General features: G+C 60.3%; 15 protein-coding genes. 11 read left to right on the forward strand and 4 right to left on the reverse strand.

The features are described 5' to 3' along the window. Positions 1 to 108 precede the first annotated feature (108 nt). Positions 109 to 609: a thiol peroxidase gene (gene tpx / locus PSH80_RS13430; RefSeq protein WP_057436626.1), complete on the reverse strand. Its 501-nt coding sequence runs from the start codon at positions 607 to 609 to the stop codon at positions 109 to 111. 167 nt (positions 610 to 776) lie between these two features. Between tpx and PSH80_RS13435 the strand changes: the two genes are divergently transcribed. The 3 genes from PSH80_RS13435 to PSH80_RS13445 all read left to right on the forward strand — a co-directional run bounded on the left by PSH80_RS13435 (position 777) and on the right by PSH80_RS13445 (position 6,924). Then, positions 777 to 2,069: a glycosyltransferase gene (locus PSH80_RS13435; protein ID WP_169989687.1), complete on the forward strand. Its 1,293-nt coding sequence runs from the start codon at positions 777 to 779 to the stop codon at positions 2,067 to 2,069. A gap of 72 nt (positions 2,070 to 2,141) precedes the next feature. Then, the gene (locus tag PSH80_RS13440) at positions 2,142 to 3,047 is read left to right on the forward strand and encodes an AraC family transcriptional regulator (protein WP_057436628.1); all 906 of its coding nucleotides are present in this window, start codon (positions 2,142 to 2,144) and stop codon (positions 3,045 to 3,047) included. A 121-nt stretch (positions 3,048 to 3,168) separates the two neighbouring features. Continuing rightward, positions 3,169 to 6,924 (forward strand): hypothetical protein, encoded by a 3,756-nt coding sequence (locus PSH80_RS13445; RefSeq protein ID WP_128593055.1) that lies wholly within the window; start codon positions 3,169 to 3,171, stop codon positions 6,922 to 6,924. Positions 6,925 to 7,013: 89 nt separating this feature from the next. Here PSH80_RS13445 and PSH80_RS27385 read toward each other — a convergent pair whose 3' ends face one another. Then, the gene (locus PSH80_RS27385; protein ID WP_081044227.1) at positions 7,014 to 7,295 is read right to left on the reverse strand and encodes a chitin-binding domain-containing protein; all 282 of its coding nucleotides are present in this window, start codon (positions 7,293 to 7,295) and stop codon (positions 7,014 to 7,016) included. Positions 7,296 to 7,555: 260 nt separating this feature from the next. Here PSH80_RS27385 and PSH80_RS13450 point away from each other — a divergent pair, with 260 nt between their 5' ends. The 7 genes from PSH80_RS13450 (at position 7,556) to PSH80_RS13480 (ending at position 15,803) form a co-directional block, all read left to right on the forward strand. Beyond that, the gene (locus PSH80_RS13450; protein WP_128593054.1) at positions 7,556 to 8,866 is read left to right on the forward strand and encodes a sugar ABC transporter substrate-binding protein; all 1,311 of its coding nucleotides are present in this window, start codon (positions 7,556 to 7,558) and stop codon (positions 8,864 to 8,866) included. 100 nt (positions 8,867 to 8,966) lie between these two features. Continuing rightward, positions 8,967 to 9,854 (forward strand): carbohydrate ABC transporter permease, encoded by an 888-nt coding sequence (locus tag PSH80_RS13455; RefSeq protein ID WP_057436634.1) that lies wholly within the window; start codon positions 8,967 to 8,969, stop codon positions 9,852 to 9,854. Between the two features lie 10 nt (positions 9,855 to 9,864). After that, entirely contained in the window at positions 9,865 to 10,695 is an 831-nt protein-coding gene (locus PSH80_RS13460) for a carbohydrate ABC transporter permease (RefSeq protein ID WP_057436636.1), read from the forward strand. A 27-nt stretch (positions 10,696 to 10,722) separates the two neighbouring features. Further along, the gene (locus PSH80_RS13465; protein ID WP_305417077.1) at positions 10,723 to 11,826 is read left to right on the forward strand and encodes an ABC transporter ATP-binding protein; all 1,104 of its coding nucleotides are present in this window, start codon (positions 10,723 to 10,725) and stop codon (positions 11,824 to 11,826) included. A 17-nt stretch (positions 11,827 to 11,843) separates the two neighbouring features. Further along, positions 11,844 to 13,316 (forward strand): mannitol dehydrogenase family protein, encoded by a 1,473-nt coding sequence (locus PSH80_RS13470; protein ID WP_057959456.1) that lies wholly within the window; start codon positions 11,844 to 11,846, stop codon positions 13,314 to 13,316. A gap of 51 nt (positions 13,317 to 13,367) precedes the next feature. Then, on the forward strand, positions 13,368 to 14,849 hold the full coding sequence (xylB, locus tag PSH80_RS13475; protein WP_057959455.1) for a xylulokinase: 1,482 nt from the start codon (positions 13,368 to 13,370) through the stop codon (positions 14,847 to 14,849). Positions 14,850 to 14,861: 12 nt separating this feature from the next. Further along, the gene (locus PSH80_RS13480; protein ID WP_200660606.1) at positions 14,862 to 15,803 is read left to right on the forward strand and encodes a carbohydrate kinase; all 942 of its coding nucleotides are present in this window, start codon (positions 14,862 to 14,864) and stop codon (positions 15,801 to 15,803) included. On the opposite strand, the gene aqpZ is transcribed toward PSH80_RS13480, so the two are convergent. Then, positions 15,788 to 16,495 (reverse strand): aquaporin Z, encoded by a 708-nt coding sequence (gene aqpZ, locus PSH80_RS13485; RefSeq protein ID WP_057959454.1) that lies wholly within the window; start codon positions 16,493 to 16,495, stop codon positions 15,788 to 15,790. The genes PSH80_RS13480 and aqpZ overlap by 16 nt on opposite strands. A gap of 134 nt (positions 16,496 to 16,629) precedes the next feature. Between aqpZ and PSH80_RS13490 the strand changes: the two genes are divergently transcribed. Further along, a complete protein-coding gene (locus PSH80_RS13490; RefSeq protein ID WP_305417083.1) occupies positions 16,630 to 17,010 on the forward strand; it encodes a hypothetical protein in 381 nt (126 codons plus the stop codon). On the opposite strand, the gene PSH80_RS13495 is transcribed toward PSH80_RS13490, so the two are convergent. Continuing rightward, positions 17,011 to 17,268 carry a DUF1652 domain-containing protein gene (locus PSH80_RS13495; protein WP_057436646.1) on the reverse strand — a complete coding sequence of 86 codons (258 nt, stop codon included), beginning with the start codon at positions 17,266 to 17,268 and terminating at the stop codon, positions 17,011 to 17,013. It abuts the gene before it with no gap. Positions 17,269 to 17,511: the final 243 nt, after the last annotated feature.

The following is a 17,511-nucleotide window of genomic DNA, read 5'->3' on the forward strand; positions in this document are numbered from 1 at the left end:
TATTTGGCCTAAACCGCTGAAGCACAAATAAAAACGGCCTGGACTAGGCCAGGCCGCAAGCATGCATCATACGTGTTACTGCAAAGCGACAGTAACGCGCTGCCGCAATTACTTCAGTACAGCCAGGGCCGCTTCGTAGTTTGGCTCTTCGGCGATTTCGCCAACCAGCTCGCTGTGCAGCACCTTGTCGTTTTCGTCCAGTACCACCACCGCGCGGGCGGTCAGGCCCTTGAGGGCGCCGTCGGCAATGGATACACCGTAGTCAACGGCAAAATCGGCGCTGCGGAAGTCCGACAGGCTCTTCACGTTTTCCAGGCCTTCGGCGCCGCAGAAACGCGCCTGGGCAAATGGCAGGTCGGTGGAGATGCACAGTACAACGGTGTTGTTCAGCTCGTTGGCCTGGGCATTGAACTTGCGTACCGACGTGGCGCAGGTCGGGGTGTCAACGCTTGGGAAGATGTTCAGTACTTTGCGCTTGCCGGCGAAAGTCGCCAGGGTGACGTCCGACAGATCGCCTGCGGTCAGGGAAAAGTCGAGGGCCTGGCTACCGATTTGCGGCAACTGGCCTTCAACCTGGACCGGGTTGCCTTTGAGGGTGACTTGAGCCATGAACGGAATCCTTATGCTGGGTTAGATGAAACGAATTCGAGAGGCGGAAGTTAACCACAAAGTGCGAATGACACCTATGGCCGAACACAAAATGTCATGACTGCGCCCGCGCCGGGCTGCTGTGGTTTAATTGCGCCGCGTTTGCCTGCCCTTGAAGGAATTCACCGTTGAAAAGTCAGCCTGCCACCCACGTCCTGGTTATCGGTTACGTCTGGCCGGAGCCCCGCTCCTCGGCCGCCGGCGGGCATATGATGCAGATCCTGGAAAGTTTTCTGGCGCAAGGCTGGGCCATCACCTTCAGCAGCCCGGCCGCTATCGGTGAACACAAGGCTGACCTGGCGGCACTGGGTATCCGCGAATGCGCCATCGAGCTCAATAACTGCAGTTTCGACGACTTTATCCGTGAACTGGCCCCGGATATCGTGTTGTTCGATCGCTTTATGATGGAGGAGCAGTTCGGCTGGCGGGTGGAGAAGCATTGCCCGGATGCCCTGCGCGTCCTGGAAACCTCGGACTTGCAAAGCCTGCGCGATGCCCGCCAGCAGCGCCTGAAAGACTACCTGAAGCAGCAGCCACACGCGGATGACTTCAGCCCCGTGTTCGCCCCGGCCCTGGACGAAGAGTTCCAGAGGATGGCCGATACCGACCTGGCCAAGCGCGAGATCGCGGCGATCTACCGCTGTGATATCAGCCTGATGATTTCCGATGTGGAGATCCAACTGCTCACCGAACAGTTCAAGGTGCCCGCCGCCCTGCTCCACTGGTGCCCGTTGATGATCGACGCCCCCAGCGAGGGGTTTATCCCCTATGAGGACCGCGCGCATTTCCTGAGCATCGGTAACTTCCGCCACGCCCCCAACTGGGATGCGGTGCTCTGGATGAAAAACAGCCTCTGGCCGTTGATTCGCCAGCAGCTCCCCGGCGCCCAGTTGCACATCTATGGTGCCTACACCCCCCCCAAGGCCACCGCGCTGCACAATCCGGCCCAGGGTTTTCATGTGATGAACTGGGCCGAGGACGCCCTGCAAGTGATGTCGGCTGCGCGCATCTGCCTGGGCCCGTTGCGCTTCGGTGCCGGGATCAAGGGCAAGCTGGCCGATGGCATGCTCTGCGGCACCCCGAGCATTACCACCCCCATCGGCGCCGAAGGCATGACCGACGGGCAGCCCTGGCCCGGGACGGTCGCCCAGAGCGCCACGGCCCTGGCCGCCGCCGCCGTGGCGCTATACGAAGATCGGCAAGCCTGGACCGAGGCCCAGGCCAATGGCCGTGCGCTGCTGGCCCGTCGCTTTGCCCCGCAGGTCCACGGGCCCGCACTGGTTGAACGCCTGCAACATTGCCTGGGCGAACTGGCGCAGCACCGGCGCAACAACTTTACCGGCAGCATGTTGCGCCACCACCTGCATAAAAGTACCCAGTACATGGCGCAGTGGATCGAGGCAAAAAACCGCGCTCTTTAAACACCGACGCTGGCGAGGTGGCGCGCAACGGGGCATTATCGGCTGCGCAACCACAATAAAAGCGACGCCAGCATGAGCCGAGCAACGCGCATCACCGACCCTTCCTACGAGTTGATGGACGATCACAACGGCCTGTCCATCATCTATCGCCAGCACGGCTTCCCCTGCCCGCTGGTGCGCTGGCACTTCCACAAGGAGTACGAGTTGCACCTGATTGTCGCCAGCTCCGGCAAGGTGTTTATCGGCGACTATATCGGCAACTTCCACCCGCAAAGCCTGTTCCTTACCGGCCCCAACTTGCCCCACAACTGGATCAGCCAGGTGGAGGAAGACGAAGTGGTGCCCAAGCGCGACATGTTGGTGAATTTCACCGATGAGTTGCTGGAAGGCGGCAGCCAGGTCTTCACTGAACTCAAGAGCCTCTCGCCGCTGTTGGAGCGGGCACAATACGGCATTGAGTTCCGCTGCCAAAAGACCATCGCCCAGGCGTTGACCTTGATGCAGCGCATCGAAGACACCCATGGGATGGCGCGGCTGGGGCATTTTTTTGTGCTGCTGGAGGCGCTCTGTGCCTGCGAGGACTACCAAGTGCTGTCGGGAGGAGCCACCGCGCAGTTGGCCGATGAGCACAGCATCGACAGGACCAACCGTGCGGTGGACTACATTTTTGCCCATTACGCGCGGGAATTGTCCCTGGAAGAAGTCGCACACTACCTGGGGATGAAACCCACCTACTTTTCCCGGGTGTTCAAGCAAGCCACCGGCCGCACCTTCATCGAGTTCGTCAATCGCCTGCGGATCAGCAAGTCCTGCGAACTGCTGGCCGATGGCGATAAGGCCGTGACCGATGTGTGCTTCGAGTCGGGCTTCAACAACATCTCCAATTTCAACCGGCGCTTCCAGCAGCTCAAAGGCATGACGCCGTCGCATTACCGACGCCTGGCGGTACAGCGCCTGACCGAGCAGAACCTGGCCTGAGCGGCTGAGAACGCTTCACTCACAACCGCCCGTCGCCACTGTCAATTTTGACAGTTACCTGCACGACCACCTTGGGTGTGTGATGTCTTTGTCCAGTTTTCCTGCACAAGGAGCACCCTCGATGAAGAAGCCCGCGCCACCTACTCCGCCCGCTTTGCCTCGCCTGCCGCATAACCCCGAACCTGGGCAACCGACTGATGCAGACGAGTTGGCCCCACCCTTTGTCAGCGACCAGGTGATCCCGCTGCCAGGAGCTGCGCGTGGGCTCGGCATCAGCTCAACCCGGCCTTGGATGACCTTGCATTTACAGCGCTGGACCAAACTCGAGGTAGGTGACTCCTACAAGTTCTATATGGGCAGCGATCACTTTGCCATCGCCTCGGATCAGGTCAGGGATGAGGATCTGGACAAACATCTTTTGCAGTTGGTCATCTTTCCGGAGCTTATTCCGGAAAACTTTATCTATCCCTGTTTTGTCGAGGTCACTCGCAGAGGTACTGACATCCCCAGTACTTCCCCTCGTGAGACCTGGTATGTCAAGACCACTCGCCCGGGCGGGGTCAGTAAAGATCCTGCATTGTCCTATCACACCGAGCTGGTGATACACCTGCCGCCCGACCTGGTGGGCAATGATCTTGACCCCGAACGCGCCAAGGAGAACGTGGAACTGACAATCGACCCCTACCCCAATATCACGGTAGGTGACACTGCCGAAGTGCATTGGAACGGCCATCCGACGAAGCTGCGGATTGATGACGAGCATGTCGCCGGCATCAAGCCCATTACCGTGGTGATCCCTGAGTCAACTATCTATTTGGGCGGCAGTGGCGAGGTCATTATTCGCTTCCGGCTGTATGACAAGGTGTTCAACTATTCCGGTGAGCTGCAGCAGTGGTCGCAGGCCGTCACGGTGGTGAGCAATCTGGATCGTAAACTGCTCCCGGCAGCGCACTTCGTGGTAGGCGGGTACTCCGTCATTGACGTCAATCTCGATATCCATAGTTCAGGCTTCTTCTTGGAAATGGTGGTGCCCAGAAGGCTGCCTGATGGCACGCTGACACCGGCCGGGGCCTTGATTGTCGTGACGTTGAGCGGGGCCGATGCTGCGGGCGCGTCCTTTGAGAGGACCCTGGCGCCGTTTCCAGCGCGAATCGAGCTGTCGTCCACCGTCCCGATAGACCTGAAAGACCTCGAAGCAGTGCTCAATGGGCACATGCAGTTCGAATACACCCTGACAACAGCCGGTGGCGTGTTCCTCGCCCGCTCCCAGCGCCGGAACATTACGGTTCATGGTACGAAAAGCACGATGCCGGCGATGACCATCGAGCAGAACGAAGGCGGCAACATTGACCCTGAACATCCCTATATCAAAGTCATCTTTCCGCGCTACACCCCTTACGACCGCAACTACAACGTGACACTGCGTATGGAGGCGGTGCGGTCAGGAGGCGGCCTGGTGTTTTATGAAGAGACCTTATTGGCAGGCGCCGAGCCGCCGCCAGAGCGGTATCGGATTGTCCTCCAGGAAAAATTCGAACGTTTCGTCGGGCTTGGCCCCGTCCGGGTGTTCTACCTCGTCGATAACGGCACGACACAGGTCATGAACCCCGCCATCCAGGCCATACGCAAGTCCGAGGTACTGGAAGTGACCTTTGGCCTGCGCTATGCCGATCTCCCAGCGCCGCAGATGCAATATGTGGACGAGTTCAACAATCTGGACCCGGCGCGCATAAAAGGCGGCCTGGTCCAGGCGACCCTGCCGTACACACGAACGATCCCAGGCGATGTGTTCAAGTGGACCTTGCTGGGGGCTACCAGCAACGGTTCGGCCAGTGACGAGATTTCCCTCAACTCCGCAACGGCGGGCAAACCCGTGTTGTTCAACCTGGATGAGGCGCTGATCGTTGCCAGCAGGAATGGCGAAATTCGCTTCAGCTATTCGCTGGTGCCTGCCAGTGGCGGTGCCACGCGCTACTCGGAAGTGTTGACCGTCACCGTCGGTGAAGCCCTGGACCTGCTGCGGCCGGAAGTGTTGCAAGCCCAGCGCTATCCCGACCAACTGGTGCCCGAGGCCGCGCTGCACGGGGCGACCATTGCCGTCACCTACCCGCAGATGCTGTCCAGCCATCGGGTGCTCGCGTGTTGGACCGGTATCCCGGAGATTGGGACCCATTGTGAAACGAAGGATGGCAATACCTCCAAGACCGTGCACTTTGAGGTGCCCCCAGAGGTGATTGGGGCCAACCTCAATGGCTACGGGCGCTACATCGAGGTGCAGTACTTCGTCTTGTTAGGTGTCCATCAAAAACCTTCGCCGGTGCTGAGCCTGTACCTGCTGGCGCCTGTGCTGCCCCTGCCCTACCTCGAAGGCCATACCACCAGCGTGCTGGACATCAGCCGGTTGATCGGTACCGAACGCGCCATGGTCGAACGCTGGAGCTTTATCAGTCGCTATCAACGGATGTGGTTTGAACTCAGTGGCACGTATGCCAATGACACACCGTTCTACGCTGTGCTGTTCGACGGCGATCTGGTGACCTATACCGGCGAACAGAACGGTATCCAGTCACCGGCACCGGTACTTGAGCTGCGCCAGCTCAAGGATGGCTCGCAATTTCTCATGCGTTTTGGCGCGACGTTCGACCAAACCAACAACAAGTCCAATGCCCTGTGGTTCCCGGAACGCAGGTATACCGTCCAGGCCGTCCCGGCGCAGTTTCCGCTACCCGAATTGATGGGGGCTACCGGCTCTGGCAGCTCGGTGACCCTGTTGCCACTCGTCGCACAGTACGGGGCCAAGGTAAACGCGACGTATAGCCCGATGTATACCTCCGACAGACTCACCCTGGAGGTGGTCGGCGCGCCGGGAGCAGGCTCAGGGCTGATCGGACCAAAAGACGGAGAAACGGATGGAACGGTCACCTTCGACCTGCCGGCGGCGCTGATTGCAGCCAATATTGGCAACCATGACACCACCTTCACCTTGAAATATACGGTCTGGCGCAATGGCGAACTCCGTTCGTCTGCAGTGTTGACCGTTACGCTGAAGGCTATTCCTGCGGCCGAACTGAACAAAACCGTGATCCGTATTGATGAAGCAGCTAACGGCGTACTCAATGTGGACGAGTTGATCGGTGATGCAACAGCAAGGTTGGGGACTTGGCCGTTCATTGCCAGGAACCAGCCCGTATGGCTGCGCCTGATCGGTAACAAACCCGACGGCACGGCACACAACTTGACCCTGCTGGATGGTACCCAGGGTGCACGGGTGAGTGATGGGTGGTTGAATCAAGGGTATCAATTGCTGACGGTACTCAATACCTACCTGAGAGACCTGGGGAACGGCACTCGACTGACAATGCAGTTCAAAGTGGCCCTCAATCACAGTACTGATGAGTGGCAAGCACTTGAGTTTCCCGTGGTTACGTATTCCATATTGAGCCTGCTGATCTCAGACAAAACGCCCTTTACCGGTGGGTTCATGAATGGCTGGATCAGCCAGTACCCCGAACAGAAAAGCATCCAGCGCGAGGCGGACGGCAACTATTACCTGCGGCACGGACCCATGACAGGGGATGGTGTCAGAATCTACAAAATATATACCCCGGTCGACTACGGGTATTATCGAGTCAGGTTCAAATACAGGGTCAACAAGTTTGCAAGCATTGGTGGGCCAACCAGCATGTATATTCATCTGGCTAATTTGACGCGCAACATTACCGTAACAAACCTTAATACATGGAACTATGTCGATGAGTACATGGGTTATTGGAAAGGCGGTAATTTTCAAGCCTCAATCGCGGTTATGAATCCGACAACTGGCGGGGTCTACGATATAGATGACGTCTGGATCCAACAGCGACACTTTCCGGGTTGAGCTACCGCAAACCAGGGGATAGGTGCAATGCACTTATCCCCTGGTTTTTATGCGTTGGCTCACCCAACAGACAGTGCTTTCCGAAAATATCAGGGCCTCACACATGCGGTCACACGCTCGTCAAACTCCAGCCCGACGGGACATGTAAAAGGATACTGAATCCAACGCTGGATCTCTTTGTCATACACACATCGGTAGAACCCCCCGACTCTGTCAGTACTTTTAAAATACCCCGCCTGAGTACAAGGAGGTTCGCGTGGTTCCGGAGGTGGTGTTTTACAGCCCCCGATAAAAACCGCCATAAGTAAGCCCAATGCGATTTTATAGAGGGTGTGGCCTTGGGGATTGACGCGAGAGCAGTTCATAAACATCTCCTGGTTAGGTTTACCAAACTATTAACCCTCTCCTGTTCTTTCCCGTCTACTGTCAGAAATAACAGGTCGCCGCTCCCCTGCTAGATATTGAACGCTTTGCAGCCCAGTGCAAAAAAGTATCACTTCAAGTGCTCCCAAGGATTTGTCACCGCGCCTGCAGAAGGCTGTAATCGACGCACACTCTTCCTGCCGCCTGGGAAGACACAACAACAAAAACTGTCCTTCTGCAGCCCCTGGGCGCAGAAATGGAGTGCGCGATGAATTTCTCAGCAAAAGCTCTGCTTGCCTGTACCTGCATGACCCTCAGCGCCGTCAGCCTTGGCGCGCAAACCCTGACCATTGCCACCGTCAACAACAGCGACATGATCCGCATGCAAAAGCTCTCGAAAACCTTCGAGGCCGAGCATCCGGACATCACGTTGAACTGGGTGGTGCTCGAAGAGAATGTGCTGCGCCAACGCCTGACGACTGACATTGCGACCCAGGGCGGGCAGTTCGATGTGCTGACCATCGGCATGTACGAAGCCGCACTCTGGGGCGCCAAGGGCTGGCTGGAGCCGATGAAGGATCTGCCGGCCTCCTACGACCTGGACGACGTGTTCCCTTCGGTGCGCGACGGCCTTTCGGTCAAGGGCTCGCTGTACGCCCTGCCGTTCTATGCCGAAAGCTCCATCACCTACTACCGCACTGACCTGTTCAAGGCTGCCGGGCTGAACATGCCAGCGCATCCGACCTGGGTGCAGATTGGCGAGTTTGCGCAAAAGCTCACCGACAAGAGCAAGGAGCAATACGGCCTGTGCCTGCGCGGCAAGGCCGGCTGGGGTGAGAACATGGCCCTGATCACCACCCTGGCCAATGGCTATGGCGCGCGTTGGTTCGATGAGAAGTGGCAACCCGAATTCAATGGTCCTGAGTGGAAGGACGCGCTGAACTTCTATGTCGACAACATGAAGAAGTCCGGCCCACCCGGCGCCTCGAGTAACGGCTTCAATGAAAACCTGGCGCTGTTCAACAGCGGCAAATGCGCGATCTGGGTGGATGCCAGCGTCGCCGGCTCGTTTGTCACCGACAAGACCCAGAGCAAAGTCGCCGACCACGTGGGCTTCACCTTTGCCCCGCAGCAGGTCACCGACAAAGGCACCTCGTGGCTGTATTCCTGGTCCCTGGCGATCCCGGCCAGCTCCAAGGCCAAGGACGCCGCCAAGGTCTTCAGTGCCTGGGCGACGTCCAAGGAGTACGGCGCGCTGGCGGCCAAGACCGATGGCATCGCCAATGTGCCGCCAGGCACCCGCGCCTCAACCTACAGCGAGCAATACATGCAGGCCGCCCCCTTTGCCAAGGTGACGCTGGAGTCGTTGAAAGTCGCGGACCCGACCAAACCGACCGTCAAGCCCGTGCCCTACATCGGTATCCAGTTGGTGACCATTCCCGAGTTCCAGGCCATTGGTACCCAGGTGGGCAAGTTCTTCTCCGGCGCCCTGACCGGCCAGCAGAGCGTGGACCAGGCCCTGGCGGCGGCGCAAACCACCACCGTGCGGGAAATGAAGCGCGCCGGCTACCCCAAATAGCCCAGGCTCACCACCGTCAATGTGGGAGCTGGCAAGCCAGCGCCTACATTGACCGCATTCCAAGGCCGATTCTGTTTGCCTCCAATGGGTTCTGATTGTCATGAATACGTCTAAAAGCCGCCTGCGCAACCCCGGCTGGTTCCTGGTCAGCCCCTCGGTGGCCCTGTTGCTGCTGTGGATGATCGTGCCGCTGGGCATGACCCTGTACTTTTCGCTGATCCGCTACAACCTGCTCTACCCCGGCGAAAACCAATTCGTGGGCCTGGAGAACTTCACTTACTTCATCACCGACTCGGGCTTTCTGCCCGGCGCCACCAATACCTTGTTGCTGGTGGGCAGCGTACTGCTGATCAGCGTGGTGCTGGGGGTGTTGATCAGTGCCTTACTGGAGGCCAGTGAGTTTTTCGGCCGCGGGCTGGTACGGGTGCTGCTGATCTCGCCGTTTTTCATCATGCCCACCGTCGGTGCGCTGATTTGGAAGAACCTGATTTTCCACCCGGTGTCCGGCGTGCTGGCGGCGCTGTGGAAGCTGTTTGGCGCGCAGCCGGTGGACTGGCTGGCGCACTACCCGCTGCTGTCGATCATCATCATCGTGTCCTGGCAATGGCTGCCCTTCGCCATCCTGATCCTGATGACTGCCATGCAGTCCCTGGACCAGGAACAGAAAGAAGCGGCACGCCTGGACGGTGCCGGCCCGATTGCGATCTTCTGGCACCTGACCCTGCCGCACCTGGCCCGGCCCATCGCCGTGGTGGTGATGATCGAAACCATCTTCCTGCTCTCGGTGTTCGCCGAAATCTTCACCACCACCAACGGCGGCCCTGGCTACGCCTCGACCAACCTCGCCTACCTGATCTACAACCAGGCGCTGGTGCAGTTCGATGTGGGCATGGCCTCGGCCGGCGGCTTGATTGCCGTGGTCATTGCCAATATCGCGGCGATCATCCTGGTGCGGATGCTCGGCAAAAACCTGACTGACAAGCCTTGAGGGCCGCGCCATGACACTTCAACAATCCCGCCGCCTGCAAAGCCTGTTGCTCGGCACCCTGGCCTGGGCCATCGCGATCGTGATTTTCTTCCCGATCTTCTGGATGGTGCTTACCAGTTTCAAGACCGAAATCGACGCCTTTGCCACGCCGCCGCAATTTATATTCACGCCCACCCTTGAGAACTACCTGCACATCAACGAGCGCAGCAACTACGCAAGCTTCGCCTGGAACTCGGTGGTGATTTCCTTCAGCGCCACCGCCTTGTGCCTGCTGATTGCGGTGCCGGCGGCCTACTCCATGGCGTTCTACGAAACCCAGCGCACCAAGGGCACGCTGCTGTGGATGCTGTCGACCAAGATGCTGCCCCCGGTGGGCGTGCTGATGCCCATCTACCTGCTGGCCAAGAGCATGGGCCTTCTGGATACGCGCATCGCGCTGATCATCATCTACACCCTGATCAACCTGCCGATTGTGGTGTGGATGGTTTACACCTACTTCAAGGATATCCCCAAGGACATCCTCGAAGCCGCCCGCCTGGACGGCGCCACCCTGTGGCAGGAAATGGTGCGGGTGCTGCTGCCCATCGCCAAGGGCGGCCTGGCCTCCACCGTGTTGCTGTCGCTGATCCTGTGCTGGAACGAGGCGTTCTGGTCGCTGAACCTGACCTCCTCGAATGCCGCGCCGTTGACCGCGTTGATCGCCTCCTACTCCAGCCCCGAAGGTTTGTTCTGGGCCAAATTGTCCGCCGTCTCGACCCTGGCTTGCGCGCCGATCCTGATCTTCGGCTGGATCAGCCAGAAGCAACTGGTGCGCGGCCTGTCCTTCGGCGCAGTGAAATAACGACCCCTTATAAAAAGGAGGCCCATCATGGCCAACCTGAAAATCAAGAATCTGCAAAAAAGCTTCGAAGGTTTCTCCATCATCAAGGGCATCGACCTGCAAGTGAACGACAAGGAGTTCGTGGTGTTCGTCGGGCCGTCGGGCTGTGGCAAGTCAACCCTGCTGCGCCTGATTGCCGGCCTTGAGGAAGTGACTGAAGGCACCATCGAGCTCGATGGCCGCGATATCACCGAAGTGACCCCGGCCAAGCGCGACCTGGCCATGGTGTTCCAGACCTACGCGCTGTACCCGCATATGAGCGTGCGCAAGAACATGTCGTTTGCCCTGGACCTGGCCGGTGTGGACAAGCAGATCGTCGACAGCAAAGTCAGTGAAGCGGCACGCATCCTCGAGCTGGGGCCGCTGCTGGAGCGCAAGCCCAAGCAGCTGTCCGGCGGCCAGCGCCAGCGCGTGGCCATCGGTCGGGCGATTGTGCGCAACCCGAAGATCTTCCTGTTCGACGAGCCGCTGTCCAACCTCGACGCCGCCTTGCGCGTGCAAATGCGCCTGGAACTGGCGCGCCTGCATAAAGAACTGCAGGCCACCATGATTTACGTGACCCACGACCAGGTCGAAGCCATGACCCTGGCGGACAAGGTGGTGGTGCTCAATAGCGGGCGCATCGAACAGGTCGGCTCGCCGCTGGAGCTGTATCACCAGCCGGCCAACCTGTTTGTCGCGGGCTTTCTGGGGACGCCGAAAATGGGCTTTCTCAAGGGCCAGGTGACCCGTGTCGACGGCCAGGGCTGCGACGTGCAACTGGAGGCCGGGACCCTGATCAGCCTGCCATTGAGCAGCGCCAGTTTGAGCGTCGGCAGCGCAGTGACCCTGGGCATTCGCCCCGAACACCTGGAGCTGGCCGCACCGGGCGATACCACCCTGACCGTCACCGCCGACGTTGGCGAACGCCTGGGCAGTGACACCTTCTGCCATGTGCTCACCGCCAATGGCGAGCCGCTGACCCTGCGGATCCGTGGCGATATGGCCAGCCAGTATGGCGAAACCCTGCAACTGCACCTGAACCCGGCGCACTGCCATCTGTTCGACACCGACGGTGTTGCCGTGGCTCGCCCACTGCGCGCCGCCGCCTGATTTCGCGAGAACCGTTGATGAAACTCAATAAGCAAAACCTCACGCAACTGGCGCCCGAAGTGCGCCTGCCCGCCTACACCCTCGCCGATACGCGCCAGGGCATCGCCCATATCGGCGTCGGCGGTTTCCATCGCGCGCACCAGGCGTACTACACCGACGCCCTGATGAACACTGGGGTCGGCCTCGACTGGAGCATCTGCGGCGTTGGCTTGCGCGCCGAAGACCGCAAGGCGCGGGATGACCTGGCCGGCCAGGACTATCTGTTCACCCTGTACGAACTGGGCGATACCGACGACACCGAAGTGCGTGTAATCGGTGCCATCAGCGACATGCTGCTGGCGCAAGACGGGGCCCAGGCGCTGATCGACAAACTGGCCAGCCCACAGATTCGCATCGTCTCGCTGACCATCACCGAGGGCGGCTACTGCATCGACGACAGCAACGGCGAGTTTATGGCCCATCTGCCGCAGATCCAACACGACCTGGCCCACCCCGACACCCCCACCACGGTGTTCGGCTTTATCTGCGCAGCCCTGACCCAGCGCCGTGCTGCAGGCATCCCGGCGTTCACGGTGATGTCCTGCGATAACCTGCCGCACAACGGCGCCGTGACCCGCAAGGCGCTGCTGGCCTTCGCCGCGCTGCGCGACGCCGACCTGCATGACTGGATCCAGGCCAATGTGAGTTTTCCCAACGCCATGGTCGACCGCATCACACCGATGACCAGCACCGCGCACCGCCTGCAATTGCATGATGAACACGGCGTCGACGATGCCTGGCCGGTGGTGTGCGAACCCTTTGTGCAATGGGTGCTGGAAGACAAGTTCGTCAACGGCCGCCCGGCCTGGGAACAGGTGGGCGTGCAGTTCACCGATGACGTCACGCCCTATGAAGAAATGAAGATCGGCCTGCTCAACGGTAGCCACCTGGCCCTGACCTACCTGGGGTTTCTCAAGGGCTATCGGTTTGTCCACGAGACCATGAACGACCCGCTGTTTGTCGCCTATATGCGTGCCTACATGGACCTGGACGTGACCCCCCACCTGGCGCCAGTACCGGGCATTGACCTGACCGAGTACAAGCAGACCCTGGTGCAGCGTTTTTCCAACCAGGCGATTGCCGATCAGTTGGAGCGGGTGTGTTCCGATGGTTCGTCGAAGTTTCCCAAATTCACCGTACCGACCATCAACCGCCTGATTGCCGAGGGCCGCGACACCGAGCGGGCGGCACTGGTGGTGGCGGCCTGGGCCTTGTACCTGCAGGGCGTGGATGAGAACGGCGTGCGCTACCGAATCCCCGATCCCCGCGCCGATTTCTGCCGGGCGCTGGTGGCGGATGACGCATTGATCAGTCAGCGGTTGCTGGGTGTAGAAGAGATTTTTGGCACGGCGATTCCCAACTCGGCGGAATTTGTGGCAGCGTTTGAGCGGTGTTTTGCCAGTTTGCGCGATAACGGTGTCACAGAGACCCTGAAACGACTTACCCACTGAAGAAACCCACATTGATCGGGTTTTCACCCTACTGCCTGCTGAGTAACCACCATGACTCGCCAATCTCTGTTTCTGGGCATCGACTGCGGCACCCAAGGCACCAAAGCCATCGTCCTCGATGCCGCCAGCGGCAAGGTGTTGGGCCTGGGCGCTGCTGCACACAGCCTGATCAGCGGCGCCAACGGCCGTCGCGAGCAACCCCCCCAGGAATGGCTGGACGCCTTGACCGAATCCACCCACCGCGCCTTGCAGCAAGCCGGGGTGGACGGCCAGGACATTCTCGGCATCGGCGTTTCCGGCCAGCAACATGGCCTGGTGCTGCTCGACGATCAGGGCCAGGTGTTGCGCCCGGCCAAGCTGTGGTGCGACACCGAAACCAGCGCGGAAAACGCCCGACTGCTGCAGCACCTGGGCGGTGAAAGCGGCGCCCTGGAGCGGCTTGGCGTGGCGATCGCACCGGGTTACACCGTGTCCAAACTGTTATGGACCCTGGAGCAACACCCGGAGGTGTTTGCGCGGATCGCCCATCTCCTGTTGCCCCACGACTACCTCAACTATTGGCTCACCGGCCGTGCCTGCGCCGAGTATGGCGACGCCTCGGGTACCGGTTATTTCAATGTGCGCACCCGGCAATGGGATTTGCCGTTGCTGCGGCATATCGACCCCAGCGGGCGCCTGGAAGCGGCGTTGCCAACCCTGATCGAAGCCAATCAGGCACTGGGCACTGTGCTGCCGGCGATCGCCGAGCGCCTGGGGATCAATCCCGGTGCCATTGTGTCCAGTGGCGGCGGGGACAATATGATGGGGGCGATTGGCACCGGCAATATTGCTCCCGGGGTGATTACCATGAGCCTCGGTTCATCGGGCACCGTGTACGCGTTTGCCGACCAACCGAATGTCAGCGCCCAGGCTGCAGTGGCGACATTCTGTTCCTCCAGCGGCGGTTGGCTGCCGCTGATCTGCACCATGAACCTGACCAATGCCACCGGGGTCATCCGCGAACTGTTCGAGCTGGACCTGGTGGCATTCAACGCCCTGGTGGCCCAGGCGCCGATTGGCGCCGAGGGCGTGAGCATGCTGCCGTTTCTCAATGGCGAGCGCGTGCCCGCCCTGCCCCACGCAACCGGCAGCCTGCACGGCCTGACCATGACCAACCTGACCCGTGCCAACCTGTGCCGCGCGGTGGTCGAAGGCACCACCTTCGGCTTGCGCCAGGGCCTGGACCTGTTGCGCCAGACCGGCCTGCAAAGCCACAGTATCCGCCTGATCGGTGGCGGCTCGAAAAGCCCGGTGTGGCGGCAGATGGTCGCCGATATCATGGACACCGAAGTGATCTGTACCGAACAAAGCGAAGCGGCAGCCCTGGGCGCGGCGATCCAGGCCGCGTGGTGCCAGTCCGGCGAAAGCCTGCAGGCACTGTGTACACGCTGCGTCAGTCTCGACCCGGCCAGCCGCACTCAGCCTGTGGCCGCCAGCGTCAAGGCTTACCAGCAGGCCTATGAACGCTATCAACAGCATGTGGCAACCCTTTAAGAGCGAGTAACTATGTATCTGGTGTGTGGCGAAGCGCTGTTTGATTTTTTCAGCCAGGAGGATGCCGGCGGGCAGGCTTCCAAAGTCGATTTCAAGGCGATTGCCGGCGGCTCGCCGTTCAATGTGGCCGTAGGTTTGCGCCGCCTGGGGATCGAGGCCGGGCTGTTCGCCGGGTTGTCCAGCGACTACCTGGGCCAACGCCTGCGCCAGGTGCTCAGGGATGAAGGGGTCAGCGACGAGTACCTGGTGGAGTTTGCCGCACCGACCACCCTGGCGATGGTCGCCCTGGGGGCCAATGGCTCGCCGCAATACAGCTTCCGGGGTGAAGGCTGTGCCGATCGGCAGTTGCAGCTCGAGCATCTGCCTGCCCTCGATGCTCGGGTACGCGGCCTGCATTTCGGTTCGTTTTCCCTGGTGGTGCAGCCGGTCGCCGACAGCCTGCTGGCCCTGGTCCGCCGGGAAAGCGGCAAGCGCTTGATCAGCCTCGATCCGAATGTGCGCCTGAACCCGCAGCCGGATATCGAACTATGGCGCCAGCGCGTGGCCGAGTGGGTACAGCATGCCGACCTGATTAAGGTCAGCGATGAAGACCTGCACCTGCTCTACCCAGGCCAGGCCCCCGAAAGCGTGCTGCAAGGCTGGTTGCAGCACCGTTGCCAGCTGGTTTTCCTGACCCGTGGCGGCGATGGCGCGAGTGTGTTCAGTCGCCAGCATGGCAATTGGTCGGCGCCGGCGCTCAAGGTGGTGATGGCTGATACGGTGGGCGCCGGCGATACCTTCCAGGCCGCCCTGATTGCCTGGCTCACCGAGCAGCAGTTGGATTGCGTGGAGGGTGTGCGCAGCCTGACCAGGGAACAGATCGACACAATGCTCAGGTTTGCCATCAGCGCTGCGGCGCTGACCTGCGGCAAGACCGGGCCAGACCTGCCCTACCGCCATCAATTGCACGGGTAATCGCGATTGGGGCGCTCCCGTATTGCCCGGGCCACCCACGCGCCGATCACACCGCCAACCAGGGGCGCGAGCCAGAACAGCCAGAGCTGCATAAGGTAATCAGGCCCGGCAAACAATGCCGGCCCGGTGCTGCGGGCCGGGTTGACCGAGGTATTGGTCACGGGAATCGACACCAGGTGAATCAGGGTCAGCGTCAGGCCGATGGCAATCGGCGCAAACCCCGGCGCCACACCGGGGGCAGTCATCCGCATCACGATAAACACCAGGAAGAAGGTGCCCACACCTTCCACCACCACGGCGGCCAGCAGGCTGTACTGCCCCGGGCTTAACGCGCCATAGCCATTGGCGGCAAACTCGCCGATTTCAAAGCCCGGCCGGCCACTGGCGACCAGTGCGAGAATCGCCGCCGCCACCGTCGCCCCGGCGACCTGGGCAATGATATAGGGCAGCACATCCAGCCCCGGCAACCGTCCACCGACCCACAGGCCGACAGTCACCGCCGGGTTGAAATGCGCGCCACTGATGCTGCCCACCGCATAGGACATGCTCAACACGCTCAGGCCAAACGCCAGGGCGACCCCGCTAAACCCAATACCCAGGCCCGGAAACGCGGCCGACAGGATGGCGCTGCCACAGCCGCCAAAGGTTAACCAAAAGGTGCCGAGAAATTCTGCTGCGATTTTTTGCTGCACGCACTACCTCAGCCACTGGCGAAAAATGTGGCGAAACACTAGCAGTGAGAAGGGAAGCTGCCGTATCGGATTTGTCTGAGGCTTACCTCACAGCGTAGGCTTGGGCCCTTCTGAAACGGCCGAAAGGACTCGCCATGCGCATCAGTTTCCACGCACTCTCCACCTTCACCGCCGCGCTGTGCCTGGCCCTTGCGATTGCCTGGGGAGTGCGGCCCGACCTGCTACTGTGGCTCTGGGGAGTGGAATACACCGATGCCAGCGGCCTGGTGGCGCGACGCAATGCCATGCTGTTCCTGGCAATCGGCATCATGTTTTATCGCCTGCGCCATACCGCCCCGTCACCCACGCGCAGCGCGCTGGTATCGGGGTTTATTGTCGGTTGCCTGGGATTGGCCGCGCTAGGGATTGGCGAATGGCTCAATGGCCATGCCGGCCCGGGAATTCTGCTGGGCGTGGGCACGGAGTTAGTGCTGGGCCTGGGGTTTATCCAGGCCCGCAAACCAACCGTGGGCTGATCAGTAGAGCCTGGCGCCCGCCCTGCGCGGGGCGGGTGCATGGGCGTGTTTGAGATCCTCACGCAACTCGGTGATCAGATTGCAGATGGCACGACTGCTGTCGAGTTTATTGGCCTGGATGCCGGTGACAGTCAGGTCGGTACCATCGTCGTCATAGATTTTGATGGTCAATGACGCATCCTGGGCCTTGATGCATTCACAACGTCTGGGCAGGAAGCTTCCTTCAATAAGGCCGCGTAACTCCAATTCCGAAAACATGGCTAAACCTCTCCTTTTTTGAGACCGCCAATGAATTTTTATAGCTCTCAATAGTCTGACCGCCGCGTCAGGACGGTTGACTGCACGCCTTGCCAACCCTGGCAGGCGCGTTCAACTGCAAAGCCTACTCCTTGTGCCTGTCGGCGTAGGATCCTTTCCTCATAAGCACCCGCTACCCTTATATGCGTTGCTGCTGGTTTGCATTGCCGGACGTTGGCGTGCATCGTGGCCGCGACTGTTTTA

It is taken from the genome of Pseudomonas sp. FP818 (assembly GCF_030687335.1).
Classification (GTDB): Bacteria; Pseudomonadota; Gammaproteobacteria; order Pseudomonadales; family Pseudomonadaceae; genus Aquipseudomonas; species Aquipseudomonas shahriarae.

What these genes read in the sequence shown, in the direction of transcription:
- tpx (WP_057436626.1), bottom strand. Translation starts at nt 609, where the DNA reads ATGGCTCAAGTCACCCTCAAAGGCAACCCGGTCCAGGTTGAAGGCCAG.
- PSH80_RS13440 (WP_057436628.1), top strand. Translation starts at nt 2,142, where the DNA reads ATGAGCCGAGCAACGCGCATCACCGACCCTTCCTACGAGTTGATGGAC.
- PSH80_RS13445 (WP_128593055.1), top strand. Translation starts at nt 3,169, where the DNA reads ATGAAGAAGCCCGCGCCACCTACTCCGCCCGCTTTGCCTCGCCTGCCG.
- PSH80_RS27385 (WP_081044227.1), bottom strand. Translation starts at nt 7,295, where the DNA reads ATGTTTATGAACTGCTCTCGCGTCAATCCCCAAGGCCACACCCTCTAT.
- PSH80_RS13450 (WP_128593054.1), top strand. Translation starts at nt 7,556, where the DNA reads ATGAATTTCTCAGCAAAAGCTCTGCTTGCCTGTACCTGCATGACCCTC.
- PSH80_RS13455 (WP_057436634.1), top strand. Translation starts at nt 8,967, where the DNA reads ATGAATACGTCTAAAAGCCGCCTGCGCAACCCCGGCTGGTTCCTGGTC.
- PSH80_RS13460 (WP_057436636.1), top strand. Translation starts at nt 9,865, where the DNA reads ATGACACTTCAACAATCCCGCCGCCTGCAAAGCCTGTTGCTCGGCACC.
- PSH80_RS13465 (WP_305417077.1), top strand. Translation starts at nt 10,723, where the DNA reads ATGGCCAACCTGAAAATCAAGAATCTGCAAAAAAGCTTCGAAGGTTTC.
- PSH80_RS13470 (WP_057959456.1), top strand. Translation starts at nt 11,844, where the DNA reads ATGAAACTCAATAAGCAAAACCTCACGCAACTGGCGCCCGAAGTGCGC.
- xylB (WP_057959455.1), top strand. Translation starts at nt 13,368, where the DNA reads ATGACTCGCCAATCTCTGTTTCTGGGCATCGACTGCGGCACCCAAGGC.
- PSH80_RS13480 (WP_200660606.1), top strand. Translation starts at nt 14,862, where the DNA reads ATGTATCTGGTGTGTGGCGAAGCGCTGTTTGATTTTTTCAGCCAGGAG.
- PSH80_RS13490 (WP_305417083.1), top strand. Translation starts at nt 16,630, where the DNA reads ATGCGCATCAGTTTCCACGCACTCTCCACCTTCACCGCCGCGCTGTGC.
- PSH80_RS13495 (WP_057436646.1), bottom strand. Translation starts at nt 17,268, where the DNA reads ATGTTTTCGGAATTGGAGTTACGCGGCCTTATTGAAGGAAGCTTCCTG.